This window comes from Variovorax sp. UC74_104 (genome assembly GCF_044055375.1).
Classification (GTDB): domain Bacteria; phylum Pseudomonadota; class Gammaproteobacteria; order Burkholderiales; family Burkholderiaceae_C; genus Variovorax.
Genome location: NZ_CP171978.1, coordinates 3,759,197 through 3,771,814, shown reverse-complemented (window position 1 = coordinate 3,771,814; position 12,618 = coordinate 3,759,197). Strand labels below are relative to the sequence as shown.

The 12,618-nt window shown below is 65.6% G+C and carries 9 protein-coding genes and 1 pseudogene; 4 read left to right on the top strand and 6 right to left on the bottom strand.

All coding sequences use genetic code 11. From position 1 onward, the window contains the following. Positions 1–88: 88 nt before the first annotated feature. The 5 genes and pseudogenes from ACHMXA_RS17735 to ACHMXA_RS17715 form a co-directional block, all read right to left on the bottom strand. The gene (locus tag ACHMXA_RS17735; protein WP_395315989.1) at positions 89–1,291 is read right to left on the bottom strand and encodes a YbfB/YjiJ family MFS transporter; all 1,203 of its coding nucleotides are present in this window, start codon (positions 1,289–1,291) and stop codon (positions 89–91) included. 23 nt (positions 1,292–1,314) lie between these two features. Then, positions 1,315–2,958, bottom strand: a complete 1,644-nt coding sequence (locus tag ACHMXA_RS17730) for an ABC transporter ATP-binding protein (RefSeq protein WP_395315988.1) — start codon at positions 2,956–2,958, stop codon at positions 1,315–1,317. Further along, positions 2,955–4,003, bottom strand: a pseudogene (locus ACHMXA_RS17725) (ABC transporter permease). Before ACHMXA_RS17725 ends, ACHMXA_RS17730 begins: the two are co-directional and overlap by 4 nt. After that, the gene (locus ACHMXA_RS17720; RefSeq protein ID WP_395315987.1) at positions 3,996–5,009 is read right to left on the bottom strand and encodes a microcin C ABC transporter permease YejB; all 1,014 of its coding nucleotides are present in this window, start codon (positions 5,007–5,009) and stop codon (positions 3,996–3,998) included. Before ACHMXA_RS17720 ends, ACHMXA_RS17725 begins: the two are co-directional and overlap by 8 nt. Before the next feature lie 26 nt (positions 5,010–5,035). Next, positions 5,036–6,868, bottom strand: a complete 1,833-nt coding sequence (locus ACHMXA_RS17715; RefSeq protein WP_395315986.1) for an extracellular solute-binding protein — start codon at positions 6,866–6,868, stop codon at positions 5,036–5,038. A 37-nt stretch (positions 6,869–6,905) separates the two neighbouring features. On the opposite strand from ACHMXA_RS17715, the gene fabI reads away from it, so the two are divergent. After that, positions 6,906–7,688, top strand: coding sequence for an enoyl-ACP reductase FabI (gene fabI, locus ACHMXA_RS17710; RefSeq protein ID WP_395315985.1), 783 nt, complete (start codon positions 6,906–6,908; stop codon positions 7,686–7,688). Between the two features lie 66 nt (positions 7,689–7,754). Continuing rightward, complete coding sequence (locus ACHMXA_RS17705) at positions 7,755–8,597, top strand: DNA ligase (protein ID WP_395315984.1); 843 nt, start codon at positions 7,755–7,757, stop codon at positions 8,595–8,597. Positions 8,598–8,659: 62 nt separating this feature from the next. Here the strand turns inward: ACHMXA_RS17705 and ACHMXA_RS17700 are convergent, their stop codons facing one another. Beyond that, positions 8,660–10,969, bottom strand: a complete 2,310-nt coding sequence (locus ACHMXA_RS17700) for an arginine/lysine/ornithine decarboxylase (protein WP_176663934.1) — start codon at positions 10,967–10,969, stop codon at positions 8,660–8,662. Between the two features lie 216 nt (positions 10,970–11,185). Between ACHMXA_RS17700 and ACHMXA_RS17695 the strand changes: the two genes are divergently transcribed. Continuing rightward, positions 11,186–11,611: an NfeD family protein gene (locus tag ACHMXA_RS17695; protein WP_176663933.1), complete on the top strand. Its 426-nt coding sequence runs from the start codon at positions 11,186–11,188 to the stop codon at positions 11,609–11,611. Between the two features lie 44 nt (positions 11,612–11,655). Continuing rightward, positions 11,656–12,600, top strand: coding sequence for an SPFH domain-containing protein (locus ACHMXA_RS17690; protein ID WP_176663932.1), 945 nt, complete (start codon positions 11,656–11,658; stop codon positions 12,598–12,600). The last annotated feature ends 18 nt before the right edge of the window (positions 12,601–12,618 follow it).

Sequence of the window (12,618 nt, the reverse complement as noted above, 5' to 3'; positions counted from 1 at the left end):
TACCCGCCCGTTTGGTCGTGAGCCTCGAATTATATGCTATTTGTGCAATTAATGAAGGGCTTTCGAACCCGCTTGAATACCCGCCCGGCTATTGCCCGGCGGCGCCACGCGATTTGAACCAGACCAGCGCGAAGAGAACCGCCCCCAGCGCCAATGCCGCCGCCGCGACCAGCAGCGGCAGCTGGAAAGACCCCGTCCGCTGGGCGAGCGGCGCGGCAAACAGCGGACCGACGATCTGCCCCACCCCGTATGAAGCCGTCGCGTAGCCGATCAGCCCCGCCGCCGCATTGCCGCGCAGCCGGCGGGCATCCCGCATCGCAAAAAGGGTGATGGCGGTGAACGGCATGCCCAGCAGAAGGCTGCCGAGCGCGAATCCGGCAATGCTCGGCCAGGCCACCGACAGCACGACGCCCAGCGCCTGCAGTGCGTAGGCAAAGGCCAGGAGCAGCCGGTTGTCCCAGTGCGTCGGCGCGCGGGCCCCGATCAGCGCGCCCGGAATGATGGCCAGCCCGAAGAGCGGCCAGAAGAAGTCCGGCCAGGACGATCCGGGCAGCGCCTGGCGGGCGATCACGGGCAGGAAAGTGGCGGTGATGATGTAGCCGAAGCCAGCCAGCCCGTAGAGCGCGACCAGCCAGATCGCGTCGCTGCGGTCCGCCGGCCCGGCCACGCGAGGCGCGGCGACAGGCGCCGGGGCAGCCGCGCCGCCAGTGGCATGGGCGTGCTCACCATCGTCGAACACCCGCCAGATCACGGCGATCAGCACCACTGCCAGGATGCCCAGCCCGATCCAGCCCGCATCCGAACCCCAGCGCCCGAGCGCGCCGCCGAGCAGCCCGGTCATGGCGATGCCGATCCCCGGGCCGGTGTAGATCACGCCCGCCAGCGTCGGCGCGTTCGTCTCGGCCAGCCGGCGCAACCCCCAGCCCGAGGCGAAGACGAAGACCCAGGCGCTCATCACGCCCGCCGCCGTGCGCAGCGCACCCCAGCTCGTGAAGCTGTGCAGCAGTCCCATGCCGACCAGCAGCGCTGCCGTGGCCACGAGTCCGCCGCGCACCATGCTCGACGCCTTGATGCCGATGGCCGCGCAGCTCACCGCGCCAAGAAAGTAGCCCAGGTAGTTGAGGGAGGCCAGCACCCCGCCCGCTGCGAGCTCCAGTTTTCCCTCGTGCAGCATGATGGGCAGCATCGGCGTGAAGGCGAAGCGCCCCAGGCCCATGGCCACAGACAGAGTGACCATGCAGGCCAGCGCCGCGCGCCAAGCTCCGCGCCGGTCGCGTCCGATTTCCGACATTTCTCGCGGTCTCCGTTGTTGTTCTACTCGAGCAGCGCGGCGGCCACCAGCTTCTTCGTGTAGGGGTGCTCGGGCGCATCGAGCACGCGCTCGACCTGCCCGGTTTCTAGGATGGCCCCGTCCTTCATCACGATGACCTTGTGCGCCATCGCCCGGATCACCTCCACGTCGTGCGTGATCAGCAGGTAGCTCAGGCCCCGCTCGCGCTGCAGGCGCTGCAGCAGCCCCAGCACCTGCTTCTGGATCGTTACGTCGAGCGCGCTGGTGGGCTCGTCGAGCACCAGCAGCTTCGGATCGACGATCAGCGCCCGGGCGATCGCCAGCCGCTGCCGCTGCCCGCCCGAGAACTCGTGCGGATAGCGCTCCAGCAGCGCCGGAAACTGTGCCTCCGTCAGCCCGACGTCGGCCAGCGCGGCAAGCGCACGCGTCCGGCGCGCCTCGACGCCGAGCTCGGGCGCATGCACGCGCAGCCCCTCGCCCACGATCTGCTCCACCGTCATGCGGGGCGAGAGCGACGAGAACGGATCCTGGAACACCACCTGCATCGTGCGGCGCAAGGCGAGATCGGAGGCCCGGTCGACCGCCCACCCCTTGCCCGCGACGGTCAGCGCGCCCTGGTACTTCAGCAGCCCGAGCGCCGCCAGCGCGAGCGTCGACTTTCCCGAGCCCGATTCGCCGACCACGCCCAGCGTCTCGCCGGAAGCGATGCGGAAATCGGCCCCCTGCACCGCGACGAACTCGCCCTTGCGGAACCAGCCGCCGATGCCAGGCTTTGGCACGGGGTAGACCACCCGCAGGGCCTTGGCCTCGATCAGCGGCGCCGCACCAGAGCCGCTCTCGACGGGCGCCACGTTGCGCTCGGGATGGCTGTCGATCAGCTTGCGCGTGTAGGGATGCTGCGGGGCGTCGAACACGGATCCCACCGCGCCGTGCTCCACGATGTGGCCGCTTTCCATGACCACCACGCGGTCGGCGAAGCGCCGCACCAGGTTCAGGTCGTGCGTGATGAGCAGCACCGCCATGCCGTGCTTGCGCTGCAGGTCGGCGAGCAGGTCGAGAATCTGCGCACGCACCGTCACGTCGAGCGCGGTGGTCGGCTCGTCGGCCAGCAGCAGGCGCGGCTTGCAGGCGAGCGCCATGGCGATCATCGCGCGCTGGCGCTGGCCGCCCGAGAGCTGGTGCGGAAACGCCCTCGCCCGCCGCGCCGGTTCGGGAATGCCGGTGTCGGCCAGCAACTGGACCGCTGCCGCCTGCGCCTCTCGCTTCGAGAGGCCCTCGTGCAGTTCGAGCACCTCGGCGATCTGGTCGCCCACGGTGTAGAGCGCGTTCAACGCGGTCATCGGCTCCTGGAAGATCATGGCGATCTCCTTGCCGCGGATGCCACGCAGCTCGCGCTCGGGGATCGCCAGCAGGTCGCGCGGGCCTTGGCGGCCATTCCCGAGCTCGCCACCGAAGAGCCGTGCCGCGCCGGACAGGTCCGCGTTCTGCACCAGCCGCAACAGCGACAGCGCGGTGACCGTCTTGCCCGAACCGGATTCGCCGACGAGCGCGAGCTTTTCGCCAGCGGCCATCTGGAAGTCGATGCCATGCACGACCTCCTTGCCGCCGAAGGCGACGCGCAGGCCCTTCACGTCGAGCAAGGATTGGCTGGGTACGGTGCTCGTCACTTGTCGGCCTTCCGCGGATCGAGCGCGTCGCGCAGGGCGTCGCCCATGAAGGTCAGCAGCATCAGCGTGACCACAAGCACGACGAAGGTAGACAGAGATATCCACCAGGCATCGATGTTTCCCTTGCCTTGGCTCAGCAGCTCGCCGAGCGACGGAGTGCCCGGGGGTACGCCAAGTCCCAGGAAGTCGAGCGAGGTCAGCGCCAGGATGGCCGCACTCATGCGAAACGGCAGGAAGGTGACGACCGGCACCATGCTGTTGGGCAGGATGTGGCGCCACATGATCTGCAGGTTTCCCACACCCAAAGCCCTCGCCGCGCGCACGTAATCCATCTGCCGGTTGCGCAGGAACTCGGCGCGCACATAGTCGGACAGCCCCATCCAGCCGAACAGGCTCAGCAGGATCAGCAGCAGCGCCACGCTGGGCGTGAAGATCGCACTGAAGATGATCAGCAGGTAAAGCTCGGGCATTGCGCCCAGATCTCGATCAGCCGCTGGACGGTCAGGTCGATCTTGCCGCCGAAAAACCCCTGCACCGCGCCGGTCGCGATGCCCAGCACAACCCCGATGACCGTGAGCGCCAGCGCGAACAGCACGCTCACGCGAAAGCCGTAGATCAGCTGGGCCAGCAGATCGCGCCCCCGCTCATCGGTGCCGAGCAGGTTCTCCTGCGAGGGCGCCGCGGGGTTCGGTGGCTTCGAGAAATAGTTGAGCGTGGCCGGGCCGTAGCGGTTCGGTGCGTAGATCGCCCAGTTGTCGCCCTGATTGAGACGCTGCTCGATGAACGGATCCAGATAGTCGGCCGGCGTCTCGAAGTCGCCGCCGAAGGTTTTCTCGGAGTAGTCCCGCAGCACCGGGAAATAGGTCTTCCCTTCGTAGCGCACCACGAGTGGCTTGTCGGTGGAAAGGACATCGGCGAAGAGGCTCAGCACCACCAGGGCCGAGAAGATCAGCAGGCTCCAGAACCCCAGCGGATTGCGGCGAAAACGCCGCCAGGCGCGCCGGCCCGGGCTCACGGACACGACTGGCGCTTCTTTGTTAGTCAAACTTCACCCTCGGATCGACCCAGACATAGCAGAGATCGGAAATGAGCTTGGTCACCAGCCCGATCAATGTGAATAGATAGAGCGTGCCCAGGAACACCGGGTAGTCGCGCCGCAGGACGCTTTCGTAGCTCAGCAGGCCCATTCCATCGAGCGAAAAGAGCGTCTCGATCAGCAGTGCGCCGGAGAAGAACGCACCGATGAATGCGGCCGGGAAGCCCGTGATGATCGGGATCAGCGCATTGCGCAGCACGTGCTTCCAAAGCACCTGCCGCTCCGCCAGCCCCTTGGCACGCGCCGTCAGCACGTACTGCTTGCGGATTTCCTCGAGGAACGAGTTCTTGGTGAGCATGGTGGTGATCGCGAAGCTGCCGAGCACCATGGCCGTCACCGGCAAGGTGATGTGCCACAGGTAATCGACGATGCGTGCGCCCCAGCTCAGCGACTCCCAGTTCGGCGACGTCAGTCCGCGCAGCGGGAACCACTGCAACTGGCCGCCGAAGATCACCAGCAGCGCCACGCCCAGCACGAAGCCCGGTATCGCGTAGCCGACGAGCACCAGCAGAGTTGTGAAGAAATCGAAGCGCGAGCCGGCACGCACCGCCTTTGCAACGCCGAGCGGCACCGCTATCAGGTAGCTGATGAAGAAAGTCCAGAGCCCCAGGCTGATCGAGACCGGCAGCTTCTCCTTGATGAGCTGCCACACGCCCTTGCTCTGGAAGAAGCTCTTGCCAAGGTCGAAGCTGGCGAACTGCTTGATCATCTGCCAGAAGCGCTCCGGCGCCGGCTTGTCGAAGCCGTAGAGAGCCTTGATCTCCGCGATCTGCTTGGCATCGAGGGCGCGCCCCGTCGGACCACCCGAGAGGCGGTTCTCCTTGTTGGTCAGTTGCGAGAGCAACTGCTCGGCCGGACCACCCGGAACGAATTGCACGATGGCGAAATTGATCAGCAGCACTCCGAACAGCGTGGGAATGATCAGCAGGAGTCGTCGGAGCAGGTAGGCGGCCATGCGGTCTGTCTGTGTCTGTCGGGCGGCTACTTCGCCGCCGGATCGATCCACCACATCGTCAGCATCGCCGAACCGGCGAGAAGGCGTTGCGGCAATGGTGCGTCCGGACGGTGCAGCTTGCGCTTGTGGGCGATGAAATACTGCTTGCCGTAGTACATCGGGATCACGTAGTGCTGGTGGAGCAAGTAGCGGTCCAACAACCGCGCACCCGCCGCGAGCGCCTTGCGGTCGGGGGCATTGACGATCATTTCGAGAATCTCGTCGATCACCGGATCGCTGATGCCGCTGAGGTTCTGGCTCCCCTTTTCATTGGCCGACTTCGAGCCGAAATCGTCATACAGCTCGTTGCCCGGACTCGACGATCCACCCGCAATGTTGATGACCATGTCGAAGTCGAGATCGTCCTGCTTCTTCTTGATCAGGCTTGGGTCGCGCAGGCGGTAATCGAGCTTGATTCCCAGCTTGGCGAGGTTGCGCGCATAGGGTGCCAGCACCACGCCCGAACTGCGGTCCGGGATGTCGAAGCTGATGACGAAGGGCGTGCCGTCCTTGTCCCGCAACGCGCCGTCCTTGTAGTTCCAGCCTGCATCCCGCAGCAGTTCCTGCGCGCGAACGAGGTTGCGCCGCAAGCCCTCGGCCGTGTCCCCCGTGGTGGCAGGGCGCGGCAGCTCGCCCTTGGTGTTGTCGACGTAGCGCTGCCTGTTCTTCAGGCGATCGACCAGCGCCTGCTCCTCGGGGGTGATCTCGGCCTGGGCCATGAGGTCGTCGCTGTTCTGGAAGTAGCTTGTCGTACGGGCCCTGCGTCCGTAGAAAAGGTGCTGGTTGAGCCAGTCGAAATCGAAGGCCAGCGCCAGTGCCTGGCGAACGCGCATGTCCTGGAAGCGCGGCTGCCGCAGATTGGGTGCCAGGCCCTGCATCCCGGTGAAGCGGCGGTGCGCGATCTCTTCCTTGATCAACTCGCCAGAATCGAAGCGGCGCCCCTTGTAGCGGCGGACCCAGGCAATGATCGAACGCTCCTCCATCGCATCGAGCGATCCCGCCTTGAGCGACTCTTCCTCGCCGAGCGCGTCCTTGAAGTACTGGTAGGACACCGAGCCGAAATTGAACATTCCCTTGCGCACCGGGAGGTCGGCAGCCCAATAGTCCGGCCGCCGACGGTAGGAGATGTGTTTGCCGAAATCGACCTTGTCCACCACGTACGGCCCGCTGGCAATGGGCGGCTCGCTCACGATCTGATCGAATGGCTTGCCTTTGCCCCACGCACTGGAAAACACCGGAAGCTGGCCGATGATCATGTGCAGTTCCGAGTTCTGGCGCTTGAAGTCGAAGCGGACCATGCGCTCCCCGACCACCACTGCGTCCTTGATGTCCCCCCAGTAGGAGCGGAAGGTAGGCCCGGCCTGCTTGCTCATCAGGGTGTCGTAGGAGTACTTCACGTCCTTCGCGAGCACCGGGGAACCGTCGGAGAACTTCGCCTTCGGGTTCAGGCGGAAGGTTACGCTCAGGCGATCAGCGGCCAGTTGCACGTCCTCGGCCAGGAGGCCGTAGTTGGAGAACGGCTCGTCCTCGCTGGGCGTCATGAGCGAATCGAAGATCAGGCCGTACTCCGAGAATACGAAACCGTTGGCGCTGTAGCCCATGCCCACCGGCGGTACGCCCCTGAGCGTGAACGGGTTGAGCTTGTCGAAGGTGCCACTGGCCGACAGCACGAGCTCCCCGCCCTTGGGGGCGTCCGGGTTCACATAGTCGAAATTCCTGAACGACGCGGGGTATTTCGGCTCGTAGCCCATGCCCAGGCCATGCGCCGCCCACGAGGGGAGCGCCAAGAGAGCCAACGTCAGAAGCAGCCAACCTCGCATGCGAGAATTCTGCCCAAGATTTTCACAAGGCAACCTCATGGGCTTTCTTTCGGGCAAGAAACTGCTGATCACCGGTGTATTGAGCAATCGCTCCATTGCTTATGGCATTGCCAAGGCCTGTCATGACCAGGGCGCGGAACTCGCCTTCAGCTACGTCGGCGAGCGGTTCAAGGAACGTATCACCGAATATGCCGCAGACTTCGGCTCGAAGCTGATTTTCGACTGCGACGTGAGCGACGATGCGCAGATCGACAAGCTCTTCGCCGACCTCTCCCTGGCCTGGCCCAAGTTCGACGGCTTCGTGCACAGCATCGGCTTCGCGCCGCGCGAGGCCATCGCTGGCGACTTCCTCGACGGGCTCTCGCGCGAGGGCTTCAAGGTCGCGCATGACATCAGCGCGTACAGCTTCCCGGCCATGGCCAAGGCGGCCCTGCCCCACCTCAACGACAAGTCGGCCCTGCTGACGCTGACCTACCTGGGCGCCGAGCGCGCGCTGCCCAACTACAACACCATGGGCCTGGCCAAGGCCTCGCTCGAAGCATCGGTGCGCTACACCGCCGCCTCGCTGGGCCCGAAGGGCATGCGCGTGAACGGCATCAGCGCGGGCCCGATCAAGACGCTGGCGGCCAGCGGGATCAAGGGCTTCGGCAAGATGCTGGCGGCCGTGGCCGACGCATCGCCGATCCGGCGCAACGTGACCATCGAGGAAGTCGGCAACGTGGCCGCCTTCCTGCTGAGCGACCTGGCCAGCGGCGTGACCGCCGAGATCACCTACGTGGACGGCGGCTTCAGCAACGTGGTCGGCGGAATGGCCGAATAACACCGCCAACGCCCAATGCGACAGGGCCGCACCAGCGGCCTTTTTTGCTACTCATTTCATAGCAACGTGCTGAACCGCCGCTCCCTGCTGCTTGCCGCTTTCGGCCTGACCATCGCGCCTGCCGCGCTCTCGCGCGAGGCCGCGCCATCGCTGATGCTGGCCGAGACTTACCGCCCCGGCATGTCGCTGGCGGATTACTGGGTCAGCGAGAAGTACGACGGCGTGCGCGCCTACTGGGACGGCCGGCAGCTCTGGACGCGCGGCGGCGAGCGGATCGTCGCTCCGGCGTGGTTCACCGCCCCGCTGCCGAAACAGCCGCTCGACGGCGAACTCTGGGCCGGCCGGGGCCGCTTCTCTCACGCGGTATCGACGGCACGCAACCAGACGCCCAACGATGTCGCGTGGCACGAGATGCGCTTCATGGTGTTCGACCTGCCCACGCAGCCAGGTGATTTCACGGCGCGGCTGGCGGCCCTGCGCAAGCTGCTGCCCATCACCGACGCGCCGTGGGTGGTACCGGTGCCGCAGGAACGCGCCACCACGCACGAGGCACTGCAGGGGCTGCTCGACAAGACGGTGAAGATGGGCGGCGAAGGCCTGATGCTCCACCGCGGGGCTTCGCTCTACAAGGGCGAACGCGGCAACGACCTGCTCAAGGTCAAGCCCTACGAAGACGCCGAAGCCCGGGTGATCGAGCACCTGCCCGGCAAGGGCAGGCACAGTTCCCGGCTGGGCGCGCTGGTGGTCGAGACGCCCGAAGGCAAGCGCTTCAGGCTCGGCACCGGCCTGACCGACGCGGAGCGCGAAAACCCGCCCGCCATCGGCACCTGGGTGACCTACCGCTACAACGGTCTCACCGCCAAGGGCCTGCCCCGCTTCGCGCGCTTCATGCGAGTGCGCGAGGGCTGATCGATCGACCTGATCGACCGGGCCGATATCCCCGATATCGGCCCTTCACCCCTGCCAGCCAGTTACTTCGCTTCCTTGACGCAATCCGCGTAGTAGCGCTTCTTGCCCGTCTCGTCGACGCGCGCCACCAGGCCGTGGATGTCGGTCTCGAAGCCCGGGCACTGCGTGTTGAATTCGCGCGAGAACTTGAGGTAGTCGACGATCTTCTTGTTGAACACCTCGCCCGGAATCAAGAGCGGAATGCCCGGCGGGTACGGGGTGATCAGGCTGGTGGTGATGCGGCCTTCGAGCTCGTCGATTTCCACCCGCTCGGTCTTGCGGTGCGCGATGTGGGCGAAGGCATCGCTGGGCTTCATGGCCGGCGTGAGGTCGCTCAGGTACATCTCGGTCGTGAGGCGGGCCACGTCGTAGCGCGCATACAGCTGGTGGATGTGCTGGCACAGGTCGCGCAGGCCCAGGCGCTCGTAGCCGGGGTGCTGCTGGCAGAACTCCGGCATGATGCGCCACATCGGCTGGTTGCGCGCGTAGTCGTCCTTGAACTGCTGCAGCGCCGTGAGCAGCGTGTTCCAGCGGCCCTTGGTGATGCCGATGGTGAACATGATGAAGAAGCTGTAGAGGCCGGTCTTCTCCACGATCACGCCGTGCTCGGCGAGGAACTTGGTCACCACGCTGGCCGGGATGCCGGTCTCGGCGAAGTTGCCCTCGAGGTCCAGGCCCGGCGTGACGATGGTCGACTTGATCGGGTCGAGCATGTTGAAACCGTCGGCCAGTTCGCCGAAGCCGTGCCAGTTGCGCGGCGAATTCTTGCCCTTGCTCTTGCCCTTGGGCTGGCCGTTCTTCTCGCCGTGCATGATCCAGTCGTCGGCGCGCCCGATGCCCTCGTCGACGAGCTTCTCGGGCCCCCAGACCTTGAACCACCACTCGTCCTTGCCGAACTCCTCCTCGACCTTGCGCATGGCACGGCGGAAGTCCAGCGCCTCGAGGATGCTCTCCTCCACCAGCGCGGTGCCGCCGGGCGGCTCCATCATGGCGGCGGCCACGTCGCAGCTCGCGATGATCGCGTACTGCGGGCTGGTCGACGAGTGCATCAGGTAGGCCTCGTTGAAGAGGTCGCGGTCGAGCTGGCGGTTCTGCGAATCCTGCACCAGCACGTGGCTGGCCTGGCTGATGCCGGCCAGCAGCTTGTGCGTGGACTGCGTGGCGAACACCAGCGATTCCTTCGGACGCACCCGGCGCTTGCCCATCGCGTGGTAGGCGCCGTAGAACGGGTGGAAGGCCGCATGCGGCAGCCACGCCTCGTCGAAGTGCAGCGTGTCGACGTAGCCGTCGAGCATGTTCTTGATGGTCTCGGTGTTGTAGATCACGCCGTCGTAGGTCGACTGCGTGAGCGTCATCACGCGCGGCTTGACCTTGTCGGCATCCACGTCGGCCAGCAGCGGGTTGGCCTTGATCTTGGCCTTAATGGCGCTCTGCTCGAACTCGCTCTTGGGAATGGGGCCGATGATGCCGAAGTGGTTGCGCGTGGGCTTCATGAACACCGGAATCGCGCCGGTCATGATGATCGCATGCAGGATCGACTTGTGGCAGTTGCGGTCGACCACCACCACGTCGCCCGGCGCCACCGTGTGGTGCCACACCATCTTGTTGCTGGTGCTGGTGCCGTTGGTCACGAAGAAGCAGTGGTCGGCATTGAAGATGCGCGCCGCGTTGCGCTCGCTGGCCGCCACCGGGCCGGTGTGGTCGAGCAGCTGGCCCAGTTCTTCCACCGCGTTGCAGACGTCGGCGCGCAGCATGTTCTCGCCGAAGAACTGGTGGAACATCTGGCCCACGGGGCTCTTCAGGAAGGCCACGCCTCCCGAGTGGCCGGGGCAGTGCCACGAGTAGGAGCCGTCTTCCGCGTAGTCGATCAGCGCCTTGAAGAACGGCGGCTGCACGCTCTCGAGATAGCTCTTGGCCTCGCGGATGATGTGGCGCGCCACGAATTCGGGGGTGTCCTCGAACATGTGGATGAAGCCGTGCAGCTCGCGCAGGATGTCGTTGGGCAGGTGGCGCGAGGTCTTGGTCTCGCCGTAGATGTAGATAGGCACGTCGGCGTTCTTGCGCCGCACTTCGCCGATGAAGGTGCGCAGGTTCAGCACGGCCGGATCGAGGTCGGGGCCGATGGTGAACTCCTCGTCGTCGATCGACAGGATGAAGGCGCTGGCGCGGCTTTGCTGCTGGGCGAACTGGCTCAGGTCGCCGTAGCTGGTGACGCCCAGCACCTCGAAACCTTCCGTCTCGATGGCCTGCGCGAGCGCGCGGATGCCGAGGCCCGAAGTGTTTTCGGAGCGGAAGTCCTCGTCGATGATGACGATGGGAAAGCGAAATTTCATGAGCGGGGCTCCGGACAGGCAGACAGACAGCAATGTGGCGAGGCGCGAAGTGTACGGAATTCGGATGACGGATCCGGTCAGCTTCGCACAAGCCATTCGGAGCGGTCCGGCAAGGCTTCCTTCGCCCTCCCCGATGCAGTATCCCTACGCAGGGCAAGCGCTTGGAGCGAATGCATCAGAATGGCGCGCATCGAACAAGTAACAAGAGGAGTCGACATGGCAAATTCCACTGTCTGGTGGCTGATTGCGGGGGTGGCCATCGTGGTCGAACTGCTCTCGGGCACCGTCTATCTCCTGCTGCTGGCGGCCGGTTTCGCGGCGGCGGCCATCTCGGCGCACCTGGGCTTCGGCACCGTCACGCAACTCATCGTGGCGGCCGTCATCGGCGTGGGGGCCGTGCTGGTCTGGTACACGATCCAGCGCAGGCGCCCCCCTGCCCCGCCCACCGAAGCCAACCGCGACGTGAATCTCGACATCGGCGAGACCGTGCAGGTCGATGCCTGGAACCCGGACGGCACGGCGACGGTGCGCTATCGCGGGGCGCAATGGACCGTGATCCAGCGCGCGGGCCGCGCGCCCTCCACCGGCGAGCACCGCGTGGTCGAGGTGGTCGGCAGCCGGCTGGTGGTCGACAAGGTTTAGTCAGTCAGTCCGTCGTAGACAGAACTCAGAAAAGGAAGCGCACCATGGAATTCTCGGTACCACTCATCATCCTGGTCATCGCGATCATCTTCATCAGCCAGTCGGTCAAGTTCGTGCCGCAGCAGAACGCCTGGATCCGCGAGCGGCTGGGCAAGTACCACGGCACGATGACGCCCGGCCCCAACTTCCTGATCCCGTTCATCGACCGGGTGGCCTACAAGCACAGCCTGAAGGAAATCCCGCTCGACGTGCCCAGCCAGATCTGCATCACGCGCGACAACACGCAGCTGCAGGTGGACGGCATCCTGTACTTCCAGGTGACCGACCCGATGCGCGCCAGCTATGGCTCGTCGAACTACATCGTGGCCGTGACCCAGCTCGCCCAGACCTCGCTGCGCAGCGTGATCGGCAAGCTGGAGCTCGACAAGACCTTCGAGGAGCGCGACGTCATCAACGCCCAGGTGGTGGCGGCTATCGACGAGGCGGCGCTGAACTGGGGCGTGAAGGTGCTGCGCTACGAAATCAAGGACCTGACGCCGCCGAAGGAAATCCTGCAGGCGATGCAGCGCCAGATCACCGCCGAGCGCGAAAAGCGCGCGCTGATCGCCGCCTCCGAAGGTCGCCGCCAGGAGCAGATCAACATCGCCACCGGCGAGCGCGAGGCCTTCATCGCCCGCTCGGAGGGCGAGAAGCAGGCCCAGATCAACAACGCCCAGGGCGAAGCCGCCGCCATCACCGCGGTTGCCACGGCAACGGCCGACGCCATCGAACGGGTGGCAGCCGCCATCCGCCAGCCGGGCGGCGAGCAGGCGGTCCAGCTCAAGGTGGCCGAGCGAGCCGTCGACGCCTACGGCAAGGTGGCGGCCGACTCCAAGACCACGCTGATCGTGCCCAGCAACATGACCGAGACCGCCACGCTGATCGCTTCGGCGATGCGGATGGTGCAGGCCGGCAAGTCTTCGGTGCAAGGTCCGGGAAATCAGGGCTGACTGACTGCTACAATCGTG

What these genes read in the sequence shown, in the direction of transcription:
- fabI (WP_395315985.1), top strand. Translation starts at nt 6,906, where the DNA reads ATGGGCTTTCTTTCGGGCAAGAAACTGCTGATCACCGGTGTATTGAGC.
- ACHMXA_RS17720 (WP_395315987.1), bottom strand. Translation starts at nt 5,009, where the DNA reads ATGGCCGCCTACCTGCTCCGACGACTCCTGCTGATCATTCCCACGCTG.
- ACHMXA_RS17690 (WP_176663932.1), top strand. Translation starts at nt 11,656, where the DNA reads ATGGAATTCTCGGTACCACTCATCATCCTGGTCATCGCGATCATCTTC.
- ACHMXA_RS17735 (WP_395315989.1), bottom strand. Translation starts at nt 1,291, where the DNA reads ATGTCGGAAATCGGACGCGACCGGCGCGGAGCTTGGCGCGCGGCGCTG.
- ACHMXA_RS17700 (WP_176663934.1), bottom strand. Translation starts at nt 10,969, where the DNA reads ATGAAATTTCGCTTTCCCATCGTCATCATCGACGAGGACTTCCGCTCC.
- ACHMXA_RS17695 (WP_176663933.1), top strand. Translation starts at nt 11,186, where the DNA reads ATGGCAAATTCCACTGTCTGGTGGCTGATTGCGGGGGTGGCCATCGTG.
- ACHMXA_RS17715 (WP_395315986.1), bottom strand. Translation starts at nt 6,868, where the DNA reads ATGCGAGGTTGGCTGCTTCTGACGTTGGCTCTCTTGGCGCTCCCCTCG.